Source organism: Annamia dubia NIES-4383 (genome assembly GCF_055394725.1).
In genome coordinates, this window is the sequence record NZ_AP025630.1 from 2,182,133 (window position 1) to 2,201,516 (window position 19,384).

Annotated in this window: 19 protein-coding genes and 2 tRNA genes; 7 read left to right on the forward strand and 14 right to left on the reverse strand. The window is 34.5% G+C overall.

Annotation, left to right across the window (positions count from 1 at the left end):
* Window positions 1–107: 107 nt before the first annotated feature.
* On the reverse strand, window positions 108–1,649 hold the full coding sequence (locus Anndu_RS09855) for a M16 family metallopeptidase (protein WP_464101042.1): 1,542 nt from the start codon (window positions 1,647–1,649) through the stop codon (window positions 108–110).
* Window positions 1,650–1,822: 173 nt separating this feature from the next.
* On the opposite strand from Anndu_RS09855, the gene ilvN reads away from it, so the two are divergent.
* Window positions 1,823–2,335: an acetolactate synthase small subunit gene (ilvN, locus tag Anndu_RS09860; RefSeq protein WP_464101043.1), complete on the forward strand. Its 513-nt coding sequence runs from the start codon at window positions 1,823–1,825 to the stop codon at window positions 2,333–2,335.
* Window positions 2,336–2,394: 59 nt separating this feature from the next.
* Here the strand turns inward: ilvN and tilS are convergent, their stop codons facing one another.
* From tilS to ccsB, 3 genes are all read right to left on the reverse strand, one after another.
* Window positions 2,395–3,411 carry a tRNA lysidine(34) synthetase TilS gene (gene tilS / locus Anndu_RS09865; protein WP_464101044.1) on the reverse strand — a complete coding sequence of 339 codons (1,017 nt, stop codon included), beginning with the start codon at window positions 3,409–3,411 and terminating at the stop codon, window positions 2,395–2,397.
* Between the two features lie 52 nt (window positions 3,412–3,463).
* Entirely contained in the window at window positions 3,464–4,345 is an 882-nt protein-coding gene (locus Anndu_RS09870) for a KGK domain-containing protein (protein WP_464101045.1), read from the reverse strand.
* Window positions 4,346–4,459: 114 nt separating this feature from the next.
* Entirely contained in the window at window positions 4,460–5,467 is a 1,008-nt protein-coding gene (gene ccsB / locus Anndu_RS09875; RefSeq protein WP_464104067.1) for a c-type cytochrome biogenesis protein CcsB, read from the reverse strand.
* Window positions 5,468–5,989: 522 nt separating this feature from the next.
* Here ccsB and uvrB point away from each other — a divergent pair.
* Window positions 5,990–7,987 (forward strand): excinuclease ABC subunit UvrB, encoded by a 1,998-nt coding sequence (gene uvrB / locus Anndu_RS09880; protein WP_464101046.1) that lies wholly within the window; start codon window positions 5,990–5,992, stop codon window positions 7,985–7,987.
* 107 nt (window positions 7,988–8,094) lie between these two features.
* Here uvrB and Anndu_RS09885 read toward each other — a convergent pair whose 3' ends face one another.
* Together Anndu_RS09885 and Anndu_RS09890 are read right to left on the reverse strand one after the other, a co-directional pair.
* Window positions 8,095–8,433: a P-II family nitrogen regulator gene (locus Anndu_RS09885; protein WP_464101047.1), complete on the reverse strand. Its 339-nt coding sequence runs from the start codon at window positions 8,431–8,433 to the stop codon at window positions 8,095–8,097.
* Window positions 8,434–8,620: 187 nt separating this feature from the next.
* Window positions 8,621–8,694, reverse strand: a tRNA-Met gene (locus Anndu_RS09890).
* 353 nt (window positions 8,695–9,047) lie between these two features.
* Between Anndu_RS09890 and Anndu_RS09895 the strand changes: the two genes are divergently transcribed.
* The 3 genes from Anndu_RS09895 to Anndu_RS09905 are packed head-to-tail and all read left to right on the forward strand — an operon-like array spanning window position 9,048 to window position 12,488.
* Entirely contained in the window at window positions 9,048–10,592 is a 1,545-nt protein-coding gene (locus Anndu_RS09895; RefSeq protein WP_464101048.1) for a radical SAM protein, read from the forward strand.
* Window positions 10,593–10,620: 28 nt separating this feature from the next.
* Entirely contained in the window at window positions 10,621–11,118 is a 498-nt protein-coding gene (locus tag Anndu_RS09900; protein WP_464101049.1) for a DUF427 domain-containing protein, read from the forward strand.
* Complete coding sequence (locus Anndu_RS09905; protein ID WP_464101050.1) at window positions 11,112–12,488, forward strand: hypothetical protein; 1,377 nt, start codon at window positions 11,112–11,114, stop codon at window positions 12,486–12,488. The genes Anndu_RS09900 and Anndu_RS09905 overlap by 7 nt, the downstream gene beginning before the upstream one ends.
* Before the next feature lie 56 nt (window positions 12,489–12,544).
* Here the strand turns inward: Anndu_RS09905 and Anndu_RS09910 are convergent, their stop codons facing one another.
* Genes Anndu_RS09910 through Anndu_RS09920 form a run of 3 tightly spaced genes read right to left on the reverse strand, consistent with a single transcriptional unit; the run spans window position 12,545 to window position 14,927 of the window.
* Window positions 12,545–12,826, reverse strand: coding sequence for a DUF3288 family protein (locus Anndu_RS09910; protein ID WP_464101051.1), 282 nt, complete (start codon window positions 12,824–12,826; stop codon window positions 12,545–12,547).
* 39 nt (window positions 12,827–12,865) lie between these two features.
* Complete coding sequence (locus tag Anndu_RS09915) at window positions 12,866–13,936, reverse strand: tetratricopeptide repeat protein (RefSeq protein ID WP_464101052.1); 1,071 nt, start codon at window positions 13,934–13,936, stop codon at window positions 12,866–12,868.
* A 28-nt stretch (window positions 13,937–13,964) separates the two neighbouring features.
* Window positions 13,965–14,927, reverse strand: coding sequence for a M48 family metallopeptidase (locus tag Anndu_RS09920; protein ID WP_464101053.1), 963 nt, complete (start codon window positions 14,925–14,927; stop codon window positions 13,965–13,967).
* 139 nt (window positions 14,928–15,066) lie between these two features.
* Between Anndu_RS09920 and Anndu_RS09925 the strand changes: the two genes are divergently transcribed.
* Together Anndu_RS09925 and Anndu_RS09930 are read left to right on the forward strand one after the other, a co-directional pair.
* Window positions 15,067–15,138 (forward strand) — tRNA-Thr (locus tag Anndu_RS09925).
* A 211-nt stretch (window positions 15,139–15,349) separates the two neighbouring features.
* Window positions 15,350–16,129: a site-specific integrase gene (locus Anndu_RS09930; protein WP_464101054.1), complete on the forward strand. Its 780-nt coding sequence runs from the start codon at window positions 15,350–15,352 to the stop codon at window positions 16,127–16,129.
* Here Anndu_RS09930 and Anndu_RS09935 read toward each other — a convergent pair.
* Genes Anndu_RS09935 through Anndu_RS09955 form a run of 5 tightly spaced genes read right to left on the reverse strand, consistent with a single transcriptional unit; the run spans window position 16,119 to window position 19,318 of the window.
* Window positions 16,119–16,604, reverse strand: coding sequence for a hypothetical protein (locus Anndu_RS09935; RefSeq protein WP_464101055.1), 486 nt, complete (start codon window positions 16,602–16,604; stop codon window positions 16,119–16,121). The two genes, Anndu_RS09930 and Anndu_RS09935, sit on opposite strands and share 11 nt — an antisense overlap.
* Before the next feature lie 11 nt (window positions 16,605–16,615).
* Entirely contained in the window at window positions 16,616–17,038 is a 423-nt protein-coding gene (locus Anndu_RS09940) for a hypothetical protein (RefSeq protein WP_464101056.1), read from the reverse strand.
* Window positions 17,032–17,229, reverse strand: coding sequence for an excisionase family protein (gene xisR / locus Anndu_RS09945; RefSeq protein WP_464101057.1), 198 nt, complete (start codon window positions 17,227–17,229; stop codon window positions 17,032–17,034). Before xisR ends, Anndu_RS09940 begins: the two co-directional genes overlap by 7 nt.
* Window positions 17,230–17,415 (reverse strand): hypothetical protein, encoded by a 186-nt coding sequence (locus Anndu_RS09950; RefSeq protein WP_464101058.1) that lies wholly within the window; start codon window positions 17,413–17,415, stop codon window positions 17,230–17,232. It abuts the gene before it with no gap.
* Window positions 17,416–17,473: 58 nt separating this feature from the next.
* Window positions 17,474–19,318 carry a DUF5906 domain-containing protein gene (locus Anndu_RS09955; protein ID WP_464101059.1) on the reverse strand — a complete coding sequence of 615 codons (1,845 nt, stop codon included), beginning with the start codon at window positions 19,316–19,318 and terminating at the stop codon, window positions 17,474–17,476.
* Window positions 19,319–19,384 lie beyond the last annotated feature (66 nt).

Genomic DNA, 19,384 nt, shown 5'->3' on the forward strand with positions numbered 1-19,384 from the left:
GATTTATTTTCTTTTACAACAGACGTAAGTATTAATCCAGATGTTGCCTAAAATTTTTTGATTTTTCTAAGGTTTTTACTTATTACTTAATACTTATTACTTAATACTTAATTCAGGGGTAAAATTTTGCCAATGGTACGATTTTGCGTGGTAAAAGTTGCTTTGGCTACTCTTTGGATGTCTTGCGGTGTCACCCGTGCTAATTGATCTAACTGAGTAAATAAATTACGCCAACTCCCAGTTTTTGCCTCATATTCGGCCAATAAACTGGCTAAACTCGATTGAGAGTTTAAACTCCGTAATAATCCTGCCCTAGCTTGGGTTTTAATACGCTCTAATTCCTCTGTTGTTACTAACTCAGTTGTTAATTTTTCAATCTCCTTTCTCAAGGCGATCGCCACGTCATCCACCGTAGAGGAAGGAGCGGTTAAAGCATAAAAAAGCGTTAAATTAGGGTATTTATCCCCCGGAAAACCGTGAAAACCTTGAGCTTGTAAGGCTACCTTTTTTTCTTCCACTAAAGAGCGATAAAGGCGGGAAGTACGGCCATTACTCATTAAACCGGAAATAATCTCAGAGACAGCATGATCGGGATCATTTAAACCCGGACTATGATAACCTTCCAAATACCAAGGTTGGGAAACTAAATTAAGGGTAATTTCTTTTTCTTGAGTTTGGGGAGGCTCAACAATATTTAACTGAGGGGGTTTGGGCTTTTTGGGAAAACGTCCAAAATAAATTTGAGCTAATTTTTGCACCTCACTAGGCTGAACATCCCCCACAATGGTCATAATTAGGTTATTGGGGGTGTAATATTGTTCAAAAAAATCAATCACATCTTGACGGGTTAAATTACGCAAATCCTCAGTATAGCCAATGACTGGACGTTGATAGGGATGGGTGCTAAAAGACTGATTTAAGAAGGCTTCGATCATTTGACCAATGGGAGAATTTTCTGTTCTCATGCGTCTTTCTTCTAAAATTACCTCTTTTTCTTTATAAAATTCACGAAAAACAGGCTCTAAAAAACGCTCTGATTCTAAGGACATCCATAACTCTAATTTATTAGAAGGAAAACTATAAAAATACATCGTATAATCAGAAGATGTTACAGCATTTAAGCCTACTCCTCCGGCCGTTTCCACAATTTGACCGTATTCATTTTGTTTAACATACTGATTAGCTTCTTCTTCTAATTGAGAAAATTGAGCTTGAAGTTGAGTTATTTTCTCCTGATTATCCTCAGTTTGCGCTTGTTGTATTTGAGTAAAAATCTGATCAAGTTGAGCTAATAAAACCTTTTCAGCCTCATAATTGGTTGTGCCGATTTCTCTTGTGCCTTTAAAAGCTAAATGTTCGAGAAAATGAGCCACTCCAGTTTTACCCTCTGGCTCGTTTACCCCCCCTACGTCAGCGTAAGTAGTAAAAGAAATAATCGGAGCTTGATGATCCTCTAAAACAATAAATTTTAACCCATTATCCAGAGTAAATTCTGTAACTCTTTCAATAACCCGATCTAAATAAGGTTGAATTGAACTAGGAGTTTGAGTTAAAGCTAAAACGGGGGGACAAACTAAACCCCACAGAATCAATAATAAACTTAAACACAAGGATAAACCTTTAAAAGTCCATTGAAGATAATTTCTCATGTATTTTTCAATAAGATCAATCTTAAAATTTTAAATTATGTCTCAAATCAAGCCTTAAGTCTTTAACTTACTTGTGATCTGAGGTTATTTTTTATTATAAACTTCTTACGAAATTAAACAGATCCGCTAAAATTAAAAAGTTCTTTTCATCTTAACAAAATCTTGTGATCATTATGAAACATACACTTTCTGTTTTAGTAGAAGACGAGGCCGGAGTGTTAACACGCATTGCTGGACTTTTCGCCCGTCGTGGGTTTAATATTGAAAGTCTAGCCGTAGGGCCGGCTGAACAAGTTGGCATTTCTCGCATTACCATGGTTGTGCCGGGAGATAAAGATACCATTGAACAATTAACTAAGCAACTTTACAAATTAATTAATGTTTTAAAAGTGCAGGATATTACTTTAATTCCTTGTGTAGAGAGGGAATTAATGTTAGTGAAAGTTAATTCTACTCCTGCCACCCGTAGCGAGATCATTCAAGTGGCTCAAATTTTCCGAGCGCGCATTGTAGATATGTCTGAAGAAACTTTAACCATTGAAGTGGTAGGTGATCCGGGTAAAATGGTAGCCTTTATCCAAATGCTCAATAAATTTGGGATTAGAGAAATTTCTCGTACCGGAAAAGTTTCCTTAATTCGAGAATCGAGAGTTAATACAGAATATCTTAAATCTTTATTAGATTAATTTTAATGATTAGGGGGGCAATGTTTTTTGATTTAATTATCACTAATCAATAAAAGACATTACCGCCCTTTTAAGCTTACTTCAACATTTGAAGTTTTATGCTCAATTATCTTGATCACAAGCCAATCTTGATCCACCTGTGCGATCGCGCCGCCTTGTAACGTAGAAGTACAACTGCCCTGAGGAGCATTAATTAATTTAATTAAACTCTCAATTTGCTCAAAATTAGGATTTCTTTTCAAATTAATTTGAAGAAATTTTCTAATAATTCTTCTTTGAATTGCTAAATGTAGTTTTTTTAATTGGCTACGGTTTAATTTTTCTTGATTTTCAGCAATTATTTCTAAGAGGTAGTTGTGAGTAATTTCTTCTAAATAATCCACTTCTGCTTTTAAAATTTCGGCAGTTTGAGCTAAATGGGCTTCAACTTGGGGATTAAATTCCTTTTGTAAATAGGGGATCAACTGGGAACGAATCCGATTACGAGTATAACGAGGATTATGATTAGCCGTATCATCCCAAATCGGTAGATTAAACTGTTGACAGAATTGGTAGGTTTGAGAGCGTGAAACCCCCAAAAGAGGACGCACAAGATTAAGATCCTCCCTTAAAAGACGTTTCCACGTCAAAGCTTGTAAACCATCCGCACCCGAACCTCTCATTAAATTATGTAAAAAAGTTTCAGAGCGATCACTGAGGGTATGTCCTGTGATAATGTTTTGATAGTGATAAGTTTGCGCAATTTCCATTAACGATTGATAACGCCATTCTCTGGCGCAGGCTTCCGTTTCCTTTAGATCGATCGCCGTTTTGACAAAAAAAGGTAGTTGAAAAGTTTGAGCGATCGCCGCCACATGATCGGCAATACCCTGATCATATGACCATTGATGATCACAATGGGCGATCGCTAGTTGCCATTGCCATTTTGATTGAAGATCAAACAATAATTTTAATAAACATAAAGAGTCTTGCCCCCCCGAAACAGCGATTAATAATTTTGCTTGTGGAGATAACAGGGCTTGTTGTTTAATCGTTTGATGTACCCGACTATGGAGATCTGTCCAAATTTTGCTCACTGTTGACTATTGACTGTTGACTATTGACTGATCACTGGTGACTGGTTACTGTTTAAAGGTCTTCCATTTCACCCCAAACATCGTCCATACTATCATCACCAAGGTTAAGATCTAGGGACTCATCATTGAAAACATCACCAATACCTAAACCTTCACCATCTGTATTTTTACTTGAATCAAAATCATTATCTCCTAAATCAAAATCATCATCGCCAAAACCATTATCATCGGTGAGGCTTTCTCCAAGTTCCTCCCCTCCAATATCCTCCGAGAAATCAAAACCATTGTCATCATCTTCTAAACTGAGATTAAAATCACCTTCATCAGCAGAATCCTCAGTTACAGATTCTTCAAAACCTAAGCCTTCATCCTCAAAATCATCACCTAAATTATCTGAAAGCAGTGGTATTTCCTCATTAAAAGAATCCTCAAAACCTAAATCTGATTCTTCTTCAGTTTCAAAATCTTGATCAAAGCTTAAGTCTTGTTCCTGTGCTATTTCTAACTCAGCGGCCGCCGTAGCCGTAGCGGTGGTTTCAACAATCATTTCTTCTTCTTCTTCTTCAGCTTCAGCCGTAATCAGTTCAAGGGGGGCGGGTTTTTCCTCGACTGGAGTTACCGGAGTTACGGCGACTTTAGGAGTAGGAGTAGGGGGTTCAACAGATTGATCGGGAGCAAATTCTAAATATAACCTAACTTTTCCCTTTTGCCACCCATTACTGCCAAACTGGAGAACTTCACATTCGATCCCATCTTCACTCAACCATTGGGCTTTATCACTACTCACACTGCCAAAACCATGCTGGATCATTTGTTCTTTGAGAGTATTCATAAATTCTTGTACTCTAAAAGTACCATGTCCAATCATAAATTGATTGGATTTACTTACTGATAGAACTTCACCACTATTTAAGGGTTTAAATTGTTTATCCACGTCTATTTTTCTCCTAAATTTAGATAGGTTAACGTAATCATAAAAATTAACTTTTTTTGTATTTTATGCTTGTTTTGTCAGAGTCGTTAGAAAATTTAATCAGTTTTTCCACACTTAGAAAAACCAGCCGTAGGAATGTAAACCTTTGCCTAAAAGATTAACTCCTAAATAACAAATCCAAACTACAATAAAACCAGTAGATGCGAGAAGGGCGGGTTTTTTTCCTTGCCAACCTTTGGTTATTCTGGCATGAAGATAGGCCGCAAAAACTAACCATGTAATAAAAGCCCATGTTTCTTTGGGATCCCAACTCCAGTATGATCCCCACGCTTCATTAGCCCAGACTCCTCCGGCAATGATCCCAATAGTTAAGAGGGGAAAACCTAGGCCGATCATGCGATAACTAATATTATCTAAGGTATCAGCGAGGGTTAATTTTTGGGGGGAAAGCATGACCGTTGTGGCAATCTCTGTTTGACGATTGAGAACTGAAACGGTGCTATGATTAGAACTAGAATCAAGGCTTAAACTATTTGTTAAGGGTTGTAATTCTGATTTTTCAAAGTTTTTGACATTGCGATAACCACCAGTGCCAACGGAACTGCCCCTTAACTCGATATTTTGGCCACGGGTGATCACTAAAAAGGCGATCGCCAGTAAAGAACCTACCATTAAAGTGGCATAACTCAACATCATCACACTAACGTGCATCATTAACCAATTAGATTTTAAGGCGGGTACTAAAGGCTCGGCTTTTTGCATTTCAGAGGGTAAGGATAAAGCGGCAAAAGCGGTAATACCCATGGCTACGGGGGAGGTAAAAACCCCAACTAAAGGGCTATTTAACCATCTTTGGGCGATTAAATGAATGAGGGTAACACCCCAAGTTAAGAAAAAGAGAGACTCATAAAGATTACTTAAGGGGAAATAACCGCTATCCAACCATCTTGCCCCTAAGAGGGTAAAAATACACAAATTGGCGATCGTCATGCCTACTGTGCCAAAAGTAGTTAAATAGGGAATATTGGGGAAGGCCGCACCACTCCAATAGATTAACATGGTCAGAAAGAGTACGGCAAAAGAAGTGTTGTCTAAGATATGTTGTAGTGAAACTAAATTAATCATTAATTTTCATCTTATTTAGTCAATCGTTAATATTTCATATTTTAGGCGATCTGGGTCAGATTGAGGCAATTTTCCTGATTAGTTAGTTTTATCTAAATTTTTATCAATAAGTTTCATCGGGTAATTGATCAAGATGATGGGGGCATTCTTCAGGAAAATTAATTTAAAATTTTGTTTTTTTTATGATAAGGTATATCTGATCATAAAATTTAACATCAGCTTGTTTTTCTATCGTTTTTAATGTGCTAATATAAATAATTTTACTACTAAAAATATAAATTTTAATTAGCTGATAAGCTTTATATAGTAATATGTTTATTAATTAATTTTTAATATTTTTAGTTAGTTATTTGTGATCGTGAATATATTGCCAAGTATCATTATTGATTTTCCCTATTTTTCCTTCAATCTTTGTTTATGATAGCTTAATTTTTTGATTTCTATTATATTATAGAGATGTTTATTAATAATTGATAGTTGATAGTTAATAAACAACCAATAACAAATAACCAATAACTAATGACAATTTTCAATCTCAAAGCACCCTTTCAGCCTACGGGAGATCAACCAACTGCGATCGCCCAACTAACTCAATCTATCAAAAATAAACATCGTTTTCAGACTTTATTAGGAGCTACAGGGACAGGAAAAACTTTTTCCGTAGCAAAAGTTATTGAAAATATAGGTAAACCAACTCTAGTTTTAGCTCATAATAAAACCTTAGCTGCTCAATTATGTAATGAATTAAGACAATTTTTTCCGAAAAATGCAGTAGAATATTTTGTGAGTTATTATGACTATTATCAGCCAGAAGCTTATATTGCCGTTACTGATACTTATATCGAAAAAAGTTCATCTATTAATGATGAAATTGATATGTTAAGACATAGGGCGACTCGATCATTATTTGAAAGAAAAGATGTCATTGTTGTGGCTTCAATTAGTTGTATTTATGGCTTAGGAATGCCCGTAGAATATTTAAAGGCCGCTATTAGTTTAAAAGTGGGAATGGAAAAAGATCAAAGACAATTATTAAGGGAATTAGTGACCGTTCAATATAATAGAAATGATCTGGAATTAAAAAGGGGCAATTTTCGCTTAAAAGGGGATATATTAGAGATAGTTCCTGCTTATGAAGATCGCATAATTAGAATTGATTTTTTCGGTGATGAAATAGAGTCTATTTCCTATCATGATCCCCTCACAGGTGAAGTATTAGAAAAATTAGAGAAAATTAATATTTATCCCGCCCGTCATTTTGTCACCCCTGACGATCAAAGGGAAAGGGCTTGTCAGGCTATTAAAGAAGAATTAAAATTGAGATTAGATGAATTACAAAAACAAGGTAAATTAGTTGAAGCACAAAGATTAGAGAATAGAACTAATTATGATTTAGACCTATTAATGGAGGTAGGATATTGTAACGGGGTTGAGAATTATTCCAGACATTTAACAGGCAGACAAGGGGGAAGCCCCCCCGATTGTTTAATAGATTATTTCCCTAAAGATTGGTTATTAATTGTGGATGAATCCCATGTTACAGTTCCACAAATTAGGGGTATGTATAACGGTGATCAAGCCCGAAAACAAGTATTAATTGATCATGGTTTTCGTCTCCCTAGCGCCAGAGATAATCGCCCCCTAAAAGCTGAAGAATTTTGGCAAAAAGTAGATCAATGTATCTTTGTTTCAGCTACCCCTGCGCAGTGGGAATTAGAATTATCAGAAAATCGTATTATTGAACAAATAATCAGGCCAACAGGTGTACTTGATCCGGAAATTTTGATTAGACCAACCCAAGGCCAAGTTGATGATTTATATGGAGAAATTCTTGATAGAATTAAACGCAAAGAAAGGGTTTTAGTTACTACTTTAACTAAAAAAATGGCCGAAGATTTAACTTCCTATTTTCAAGAAAGGGATCTCAAAGTTCAATATTTACATTCAGAAGTTCAAGCCATCGAAAGAATTGAAATTTTACAAGCTTTAAGAAATGGAGAATTTGATATAGTAATAGGGGTAAATTTATTAAGAGAAGGATTAGATTTACCCGAAGTGTCTTTAGTGGTTATTATGGATGCAGATAAAGAAGGTTTTTTACGTTCAGAAAAATCATTAATTCAAACCATCGGAAGGGCGGCACGTCATATTAATGGCCAAGCAATTTTATATGCTGATAACCTAACAGATAGCATGAAAAAAGCATTACAAGAAACCCAAAGACGTAGGAAAATTCAAGAAGAATATAATCAAATTAATAATATTATCCCTAAACCAATTATAAAAAAATCCGTTAATTCTATCTTAGAATTTTTAGATTTTTCTCGCAAATTAAATCAAGACCAATTAACAAAAGTTACTCAAGAAATAGATGATTTAAGTTTAGATCAAATTCCCAATTTAATTGGCCAATTAGAACAAAAAATGAAAGAAGCCGCTCAAACTTTAGAGTTTGAAGAAGCGGCTAAATATCGGGATCAAATTCAACATTTACGTCAAAAATTATTAAGAAATTAATTAACGTAACCGCAATTATCAGTAACAATTTAATAGTCAAATCCCAAAATTAAAAGCTAGATTTCCGTAATGAAACCTAGCTTTTGTGTGATCAGCAGACTTTTAAATTAAACTGCATTTTTACCTTTTTCTTGAGTTCGGATGCGGATAATTTGATCAACAGGCGAAATGAAAATTTTACCATCTCCAATTTCTCCAGTCTGAGCGGCCGTGATTACTTTATCAACAACCATATCAACTTGATCATCTTCAACCACAATTTCGATTTTTAGTTTTTGGAGAAATTCGACTGTATATTCAGACCCACGATAGCGCTCAGTTTGACCTTTTTGACGACCAAAACCACGCACTTCAGAAACAGTCATACCAACGATCCCTGCATTAACAAGGGCAATTTTAACCTCGTCAAGTTTAAATGGACGGATAATCGCTTCTACTTTTTTCAAAAGTTTAACTCCTTTCTTAAAATAATAAGTATTTTTCTTTAATCTTAAAACTCAAACGACTATTTTAGTAAGGGGTAAAGCAAAAATAAATGATGAAACCCTGAAATTTGATCAAATTTCAGGGTTTGTCATCTCAAGTTTAACTTGATAATTAAATCTAATAATTAAATTTAATAATTTAGCTTAATGGCGGGAGGCGGATTTGAACCACCGACCTTCGGGTTATGAGCCCGACGAGCTACCAGACTGCTCTATCCCGCGCTGTCTTTTTTATTATAACCATAAAGTATCAAAAATAACAAGGGGTTTTGAAAAAATTTTTTTGATTTTTCTGATTTTTCTTGAACTTTTTTAGCTTAAAGCTTTGCTGTGATTGATGTTTAGAATTTTAAAAATTTATGTTTGAGCTTAAAAATTCCCCTCATTTAATTAATTTGATGATTTTTTGTCCTAACATTGATTGCTAAGGCGATCTGAGTAAATTTTTCTAACAAAATATTAAATAATATTATTATTGTTAATCTAAATACAACTGTTGTTTGAAAATATTTGAACATAGAATGGAAAAGTTACTAATTCTTGTCAAAACTCATCAACACGGTTTTTAGCGTACTATGACAGCCATATCTGAAAAATCTTACTCCATTGGACTTGTAGAAGTTCCGGCACTGGGATTATATGACCCAGATGGAAATAATTGGACTGCTTTATATCGAAAAAATACCCTGTTAAGTAAACAGGTTTTAATGGCCGATCTACAAGCAGGGGGTTTTGATGCTCAATTAGTTAATCTTAAAGATGGTGATTTGCGAGAACCATTTGGAGAGTTAACTTGGAAAGGGATGAACTTGACTAAAGCCTATGTGGGGCAACGGATTTTTGATGTTGATCCATCGGCCTACGATGCTTGGGGTGTTACCGTTAATTATACTCAAGAACGTCAAGTTACTTGTATGACCATCGCCCATCTTGCCAGTCAAGGTAAACCTGTGGTTGTGGGGGGTAGCGATGCGATCGCAGAACCTCATCATTATCTCAAGGCGGGTGCAAAGGCCATCGTGATTGATAAATCTGGGGCGGCTAACTGGCCAATTTTTGATTATGTATTAGGCAAAACCCCAAGGGAAAAACTCACGGGCGTGATCTTAGCTGATGGTACTTACCATCCCCCCCGCATTAAAGCCATGAGTCCAGACGAATGGGCTTTACCCTCGGTGGAGGTGGCTAGACAATGTTTAGGTCAAGAATATTCGGAAGAACCTTTTGTGGAAGGATTAGTTCCCATTGGTTCAGTTTATCCCGATATTGGCTGCGATCGCAAATGTGATTTTTGCCAGACTCCCACCTATACATCGGGCTACCGTAGGATGTCACCTCAAACAACCCTCAATTGGCTCAAGCGTCAAAAAGAGGCTGGGGCTAAATGTACGGTGATGGGATCGGATCAATTTCTTGGCCGAGTCCTCTTTCCGGGGGGGCGAGAGGAAATTTTAGAAATTACCAAAGGTGCAAGGGAAATGGGAATGCCCCTTTTATGGCCTAATGGTTTGGAATTGAGAAAGGCAACTTTAGGCAGAGGCCGTAATTATGATCACACGGATCTAACACCTGATGAAGAACTGATCGAAGCACTTTGGGGATGGGATGGTAAAGTAGGTGGTTTTCTGGGCTATATTCCGGCGGAACGTCCTGTTTTTGGGAGAGAATCCTATAGTAAGCTTCTCCCTTGGCAACAACATTGTGAGATCATGCGCACGATTGTGAGTGTTGGGCTTCCGGTGATTGTCTATGGTTTAATTATTGGTTTTCCTGATGATAACCATGATAGTTTACAGCGTCTTGAAGAAGCGGTTTTAGAACTTCATCAACAACTGAGAGACATTAATCCCAATTTGGAATTTCAAGTGGCTTCTTATGCCATTTCACCCATCCCCGGAACACCTCAAGGGGACAATATCCGCAAATCAGGATTATTACGCTTTGATGATCCCTCAATTGTTGGTGGTTTTTGGACACCTAGTTGTGACACCCATCATCTCAGTTATGAGGATATTTCTGAGTGGCAAATTCGTTTAGCCGAGATTGGTAAAGCGGAATCTAAATTGATCAATTATCATGGTGGTTTAACTAAAATGTCCTCTAACTCTAAAAATAATTAGTAATTCTCTTAAATTAATCTCTTTAATTATGATGCGACCAAATCCTATTCCCCCCCAAGCGGGTCAAGAATCTGTTTGGGATTATCCCCGCCCTGCTATTTTAGAAGATACGAATAAACATCTCAAGGTGATTTGTAACGGTATTATTTTAGCAGAAACTAACCGAGGAAAAAGAGTTTTAGAAACTAGCCACCCTCCTACCTATTATTTTCCTCCTGAAGACATTAAACTGGAGTATTTAATTGAGACTCCAAAAATAGGTTTATGTGAATGGAAGGGTAGATATAAGTATTATGATGTGAAAATTGGCGATCGCTATCTCAATTATGCGGTTTGGCGATATGATGATCCAACACCGGATTTTGTAGGGATTGCTGAATATTATGGTTTTATAGCGGCTTTAATGGATGCCTGTTACGTCAATGATGAGTTAGTAACACCCCAAGCAGGTGATTTTTATGGCGGTTGGATCACAGCCGATATTGTCGGGCCTTTTAAAGGAGGGCAGGGAACTTGGGGATGGTAAGGAAAATTGAAGTCATCAAAATAGATGATGTCATCATTCATGAGCATCATCTTGACATTTTTTATAGTGCAGATCAATTAAAATTTTGCACTAAAGTTTTTTATCATGATCTTTCATTTTCATTATTAAAACATAAATATTCTGCTGAATTGATCCAGCGTATTGCTTCCCATATTGCCTTATTTGAAGGGATGAAATTTTGTTCACTTTTCCCTAAGTTTTATGATATTTCTTCCATTGCTAAATATTTAGGAAAGTCGGTTATTGACTTATTTATTAAAGTATATCAAGGGGTTTTTGCTCAACATTGGTATGAAAATAATATTACAGATTATCAACATCCTGAAATTATTAGTCATGAAAATTGGGGAATAAGTGATCCGGTTTTTATTGTAGGAGATAATCAAACTATTTTGACTGGTTGTGGTGGGGGTAAAGATAGTATTTTAGCGAAGAAAATGTTGCAAAAAATTGACATTCCTTTTGCTTCAATGCAATATTCCCATATTATTTATGGAAAAGCTGATTTTCAACATAACTTAATTAGTGAAGTTTTAGATCAAGTTAATCCTATTAAAAAACATCAAATTTCAATTTATGATGATTTTGTTGACTTTCCTTTTTTTAAATTATACTTTCCTAAAATTTCAGGGATCATAGCCCCAGAAACTCCTGTTTCCGTATTTGAATCATTATTTTTAATGTTAGCACAAGACTATCATTATTTATGTTTGGCCCATGAAAAAAGTGCAAATACTGGTAATTTATTTTGGGAAAAACTAGGTAAAAAAGTTAATCATCAATGGGGTAAAAGTTGGGAAGCAGAACAACTTTTAGATAATTATATTCGGGAAAATCTGTTATCTAATTTTAAATATTTTAGTATTTTACAACCTATTTATGACTTTCGTATTTTTGAAAAATTTAGTCAATATCCCGAACTTTTACCGAAAATTCATTCTTGTAATATCAAAAAACCTTGGTGTAAAAAATGCCCAAAATGTGCCTATGTTTGGCTAGGTTTAATGGCTTTTTTCCCCAAAAATTTAGTAGATGTTGTTTTCCAAACTAATTTATTTGATGATGAAGATTTACAGCCAATTTTTCGAGAAATGATCGGTTTATCTCATCATAAACCTTTTGAATGTATTGGCGAAATTGATGAAAGTCGTTTAATGTTTAAAAGATGTTTAGAAAAGGGTTTATCGGGAAAAGCCTTGACGATGTTTAGTCAAGAAATTTTAACAGATACTTCTATTTATTGGCAAAAATTAGAACAAAAATATAATTCTATTGATGATCAAAATCATAGTATTCCTGATTTTTTATGGCAAAAACTAACGGATACAAACAGATCACCAGTTTTATAATCTAAGTTAAAATTTTATCTGATAAAAGTTGTTTTAGAATAGGATTTGGTATTATATTAACTCCAATCTTCAACATCTTGATCTTGTCTTTGATAAGCCTTTCTTTGGGCGTGAATTTTGCGAGTTTGTTCAAATAATTCTTCTTCTGTTAATCCCCATTGTTGTAAGACTAAATTTAAGTCTCTTTGTAAATCCCTAGCCCCCGGAAAATTACGGTAACGAATCCTTAAACGTGCTAAATCAGCAAGGTTTTCATCATTCATTTTACCTTGTAAAAGCTTATTAATAATCTGACGATCATTCTTTTCTTGAGGGTGTTTTTGATCTGCTAAATTCATTTTTGTGTTATCGTTTATTGGTTATTTATCAATTATTAATTATCCATTATTACTATTCTCAATTGGTTGACGATAGATCACTTGAGATAATTGAGTTTTTAATAAAGCAATTTCTTGATCATCTCCTAATAAAGTTGCTAGATCAATGGCTTTTTGATAAAAAATAATCGCATTTTCTCGATCTTTTAACTCGGCATAAAAATAAGCAGATAAACGAGTTACATTTAACTGTTGAATTAAATCTTCTTGTGCGATCGCCATGTTGCCCCATTCATTTAAAAACCGAAAAGCCGTTTTATGATAACCTAAAGCTCCGTAAGACTCAGTTAAGCCTTCTAAAGCTCTGTATTGATTGTCTAAATTACCGATGCCTTGAGCAACCACTTGAGCAAACCGATAATTATTGATAGATTGCCAATATTGACGAGTTTCTTGATAAGCGTCACCTAAATTATTGAGGCTGTTAGCCTGTCCTAAAAAATCGTGACCTTGACGGCGTAATCTAACCGCAGACTCATAAAGCTCAATTGCTAAAATATAATCACCCTCAACATAAGCTAAACGCCCAAGATTACTAAGGGATAAACCTTGTCCAGTCACATCTTCCACTTGTTGAGAAATGGTTAAAGCTTCATTAAATAAAAATTCTACTTCATCTAAATTTCTATCCATTTCTAATAATAAAGTCCCTAAATTATTAAGAGATCTGATTAAAGTTTGTTGATCTTGTCTATCTCTTAATACTGCTAAATTACGGCGCATCATATTTTCAGCGGCCGCAAAATCTCGTAATTCTAAATAAACAGGTGCTAAATAGGCACAAACTCTACCAATTCCCACTTGATCTGGGATAGATTCATATAAAGCTAAGGCTTCTAACCAATGATTAATGGCTGAATTTCTATCACCTTGATTTAAAGCTTCTCGTCCTAAATTAACCTGTTGATCAGCATTAGATCTTACTTCTAAGTTTAAATTAATTTGGGGATTAATATTTAATTGATCTTCTAAAGATTGAGCTTGAATTATTTTAATTGTTGTCAAATTTAAGCCTAAACATAAACTTGAAATAATAGATAATTTTAAAGTTTTTTGTGTTAATAATTTCATAGTTAAATTAATTGATAATTATGACTAATTAATGACTATTTTCATCTGATTTAATTCGATCAATTTCTGCTTTTAACTGTTCAATTTGACGGCGTAAAGTTTCCGCTTCATCCTCTGAGGAATTTACATCAACTGAACCCTCTGTAGTTCGCTTATAATTACCTCGTTTAATCTCTAAATATTCTGAGGAATTGTACCATTCTCGAATATGTTTTATTCTTTCCACAGGGAAAGGATGGGTTAAAAAAGCACCATTCCCACCGTTATAAAGTAAAAATTTATAAATTTGATTCAAATTATCTTGATTTAAATTTTGATATTGATCGGCTTGAAGTTCAAATTCCTTAATATTACACTCATGTCCATATTTGACACTGCCCCCAGCCATTTTCATCATACAAGTCAGAATGGGGTTGAGATCATCCATCACCAACAAAGCCGCGCGATCGGCCGATAATTCAGCTTTACGTCGCCATTCATAAAAAGCCAAAATCAAACCAGTAGTAATAATATTACCGATCCCTAAAGTTAAATCACCCAACCAAGAGGCCGCATTCATCACCCAGATCGCCATTTGGATTAAGATAGTATGACCACATTTGATATGCCCTAACTCATGCGCTATCACACAGCGCAACTCAGCCTCAGTCAATAAGTCCATCAAAGCGGTATTCACCACAATATAAGGCATTTCATCGCCTAAAGCATAACTATTAACCGAAGGATTTTGATTAACATATAAAATCGGTTCGCAGTTAAGATCTAAATCTTTCAAACATTCTCGAAAAATGCCGTAAAGAGTAGAATATTGTCTAACTCCGGCCTTTATATTGTTACCCATTAAAAACACCTTTTGAGGGCGTTCATAGAGATATTCAATAAAAGTGCGCGCAACGAGATCAAAACCGGGGACACTACGCAAAGCTTGTTCAGCCTGTTTATCTAAGGGATGTCTAAAAGCTTCACTCGATATTGCTGTATAAGTTGGCATGACTTTTTCCTGTGATCAAAGTTGATTTTTTTTGATTATAACAAGATGAGCCAAAAAAATTTTTAAAGTCCCTTGCGATCGTCACAATTTCTGATATGATAATAAAAGTCTAGTTTTAAAATTAGAGTAAATCAAAATTGCCGATGTAGCTCAGTGGTAGAGTAGCTGATTCGTAATCAGTTGGTCGTGAGTTCAAATCTCATCATCGGCTTATTTTCCATATCTGAAAACCTTTATTTGATAAGCTTTTAGCTTGTCTTTCGTATTCTCATGTAGTTAATAATGGTAACAATTAGTTATTAGGTTGTTATGCTAATGCGGCCGGGTTACAATATGCAGAAAAAGAGGCTAGAAAGTTAGGCGATAGTTTAGCTTTTGGTAATTTCTCATGGTCAGATTACATTGAAGAAGGTGGGGATTTGTTGGTTAAAGATCTAATCAAGAAATTTGAATATGATTATTTTACCCGCCGTCCGTGTACAGAAGAAATTGAAGCCACTTTTAAAGTTGATTATTTAAGTTATTTTCATCAATTGGATCAGGATTCTCCATTAACAGAAAAGGCTATTTTAGATGTAATTTTGAAGTATAAACCGGATACCCGTAGCCGTCAAAAATCGGTTATTATTCTTAGTTCTTTGGCTAAATTTGCGGGTTTAGATATTGATTTGAAAAAGTATAAGGGCGAGTACAATAAACACAAATTAAAGCCCCGTAATTTACCCTCTGATGAATTAATTGTAGAAACTTTTAAATCTATTAAAAACCCTCAATGGCAATGGCTTTTTGGGATGTTAGCTGTTTATGGTTTAAGACCTCATGAAGTGTTCAATATTGATCTTAATTCTAAATTTCCCATTCTTGAAATTTTGGATGGTAAAACAGGAGATCGGCGGGTGTGGCCTCTCCCACCACAATGGCTTAAGGATTTTGATTTGGAAAATATTAAAATGCCTAATTGTAGCGGTTCTAATCGTGATTTAGGGCATAGAGTAGCGGTATTTTTTAGAAGAAATAAAATCCCATTTAAGCCGTATGATTTAAGGCATAAATGGGCGATTCGTGCTATTGAATTAGGTTTAGATGTTAGTTTAGCCGCTAAACAAATGGGTCATTCTGTGCGAGTTCATTGTGACGTTTATCAAAGATGGTTAGATGATAGCGTTCATCAAAAAGCTTATGATCAGTTATTTAATTTGTAATTAACCTAACTCCTTTTTTCTGACGAGAAAAAATATCTCCAATTAAATCTTTAAAATATATTGTCAATTTACTGTTTAACCCTCTTTCATATTTTTGTATAATTGTTTTTCCATAATATGAAGTTGTTTTAATATATTTAAGATTTAATCTTTCAATAAATTCACTTAAAGGTATATCAATTTTGAAATTAAAGTTAAAATTAAAGTTAAAATTTTGATAAGACAATTTCATGATATTTATTTCATTTTCAGATAACAGTTCATTTTTTAAATGGTAAAAATAAAATAAATTAGTAACATCTGCATCAGAATATGTGGCGTTATCATTTAATTCAAAAATGTTGTTTTTTTCTGCCCATATTATGATTTGTTTTGGGTTTGATATTTTTAACATGATAGCGTCTAGCTCTATTAATCGTGATTCAATCTCATTAATTGTTTTTACAATTCTTACCGCTTGTAATCTTTTTTCCATTATTGACATAATTACACCTCTAATAATTTAAGTTGACGTGGGTTAATATCTTCTTGATATTCCTCATTTAAGAGGTTTTCAAATTCTCTAAATTTGTTTTTAAATTGATATAACCCTTTAAGAATTTCAGGATTAGGTTTAACTTTTAATCTTTCCTGTTCATCACAGAATAAATTAAAAGTTTTCTTAGATTCTGTGACATGGTTTAGAATCTGTTTAAGCAGATTATCTAAAGTTTTCTTAACCCGTTTTTGAGTCTGAACATTAGCATTTCTCCAATAAATAGAATCTCTAGTTTTTAGGTAAGCTTCAGCTAAATTAACCGCAGTTGTTAACTCTAAATAAACTGAAGAAAGTAACGAATTATTTAAAATATTGTTAATTTCTTCTATTTGTTCAACTGCTAAAGTTAAATAACTTCGTTCAATCAACATCTTTTTCTAGCCTCCTTATTCAAAAAGTTATTAATGCGTTCAATATCCCACTGGTAACTATTTTTTTTAGCCCCTTTTCTTGAGATATTCCTGAAGTGGAATCCCTCCTTAAAATAGTCTTTTTTTAAGTTGTAAAGATGTTGACGGGAGAAGCCTAAAACTTTAATCGCTTCATTAGTTGATACCCACATTTAAACCTCCTCACAAACAACTAAATCTTTAATATCACAGCCTATTTTGGCTATGCCTAAACCATCACTAATTACGAACGCTACAAAGTTAGATTTAGGGTAAATATTGACTACCTCACCAATGGCACAATTAACCATTCTTTTAGTAGCAAAGCGGTATTTTTTACCTATTTGCAAATTAATCATTTTCCTTTCCTCAGATAAAGTTTTTAATAACTATTAACTATCAACTTAATTAACTTAATTATTCATTAGAAGATTGATAGGGTAAAAGCTGATCAGGATAATAAAAATCGGTTTTGCCGTCTGCCCATTCAACTTTGATTATCCATAATTTGCCTTCTAATTTGTTATCAACAATTAAGCCAACTTGATCGGGATAATCAATTTTTGACATAACACAATTACCAACGACAAATTGTTGATCTAATTCCGGTTTTTCTGTTTCTTCATCATCAATCAAGTACACTTTTTTCTGATTTTGTACAGAATCACTAACAGCCGGAACAGATTGCACAACCTCAACGGGAGTCACAGGTTTTGAGTTGTTAGATTTTGGGGTAAAAGGTTTTTCAATGGGTTTTATTTCTCCCGTGTAAGGAAAATATTTAAACTCAATAACTGTTACAGTTTGTGATGAATCCCCATCAAAATAACGGTTTATAAAATGTTCTTTGGTGTGGCACATTCCGCCCTCTTTGGCTAAATGTTCCTCTGGCATTTCTGATAATATTTCCTGATAGATTTTCTCAATCAAAATCCATCCGATTTGATAGCCACCTTCGCCTTTGTGGTTGTAAACCGCTATTTTTTGATTTCTCATTTGAGCTTTTTGGAAATGTTTAATATAAGATTCTTTCCATTTACGGCGGGTAACCGTTTTTTGCCCTTCTTTTAATAGTTGAGGGGCATTAGGAACAGTACCGAAACTAATATCTAAAACTTTTCCATAACCGTCTTTAGCTACGGGAATTTCATCAATGGGGATTAAATTTGGTGGGGTGGGAATAGCTCTTAATTTTGCTAATAATTCCGGCAATTGTTCATCTTTTAATAATTGACGTTTTTTCACTCCAAAATTCTCAAATAAATGATTAACTTTTTCTTCTAATTCCCATCCTAATCTGTTATATTCCTCATCAATTTGACTCATGATTTCTTGATAATCAATTACCTCTGATTTATCAGATTTATTATTACCACCTAAACCTAAGAACTCATCTAAATCAAAAGTGGACATATTTGGAATGACATAAACATTTCCTGCTTGTTTTCTCAGTTTTTCAAAACTATAATAACCTGACAATTTTGAGCCAAATGAAGTTAAACTCATCACTTTAAAACCGGATGATCTCGCCCATTCTGCATAGAGAGAATAAAGCTCTGATGAGAGAATCTCAGTGCCGTATGGGAATTGTTCTTTAAGAAATTCAAATTCAGGATTGTCATGATAAAACCGCTCTTTAGCCTGTTCAGCAATAGCCTCTGATTTACCCGCAAAGATGATTCTTTGCTTAACTTGAATAAAACTTAGTTGCCATGCCCATTGAAAAATTCCGGCTAATTCCTCTTGAAGTTTATGGGCCAAATCTGGATCAACTTCCTTCGGCCGTTTCATAAACGGCACGGGAATAATACGTCTTAATAAACCTTCCGAACCACTGCTAGGAACTTTGATAAATTCATTCATGGCCATAGTGAGAACACAACCCAGTCTTTTTTGGGAAGATCCAACGTAAAGTTTACGAATTTCTACTAATTCATTAGAGACAACTTTATTCAGATCACCCACATCTTCTAAATATTGAGTAGCATCGGGATCAACCCCTAATTTTTTATCAAGTAACCGTCCTAATGCTTCGGGATTCCCGAAAGTTTTAGGAGTTGCTGAAGCGGTGTTTTCCTCTCCCACAAGTTTCATCAAAATATTTAAAGCCGTTCCTTTACCCGTACCTTTGCGGCCGATTAAATAAACGATATTTTGGATAGGGAAAACATCATTTTTATTTTTGGGCATGAGAACCCACTTAAACCATGCTTGTAAGAATTTGATTAACTCTTGATTTCCGTTAAGTTGGACTTTGGACAAAAAATTAGATTTAATGAAGCTCACATCAGACCGAAAAAATTAAAATAAGATATTTATATTATTGGA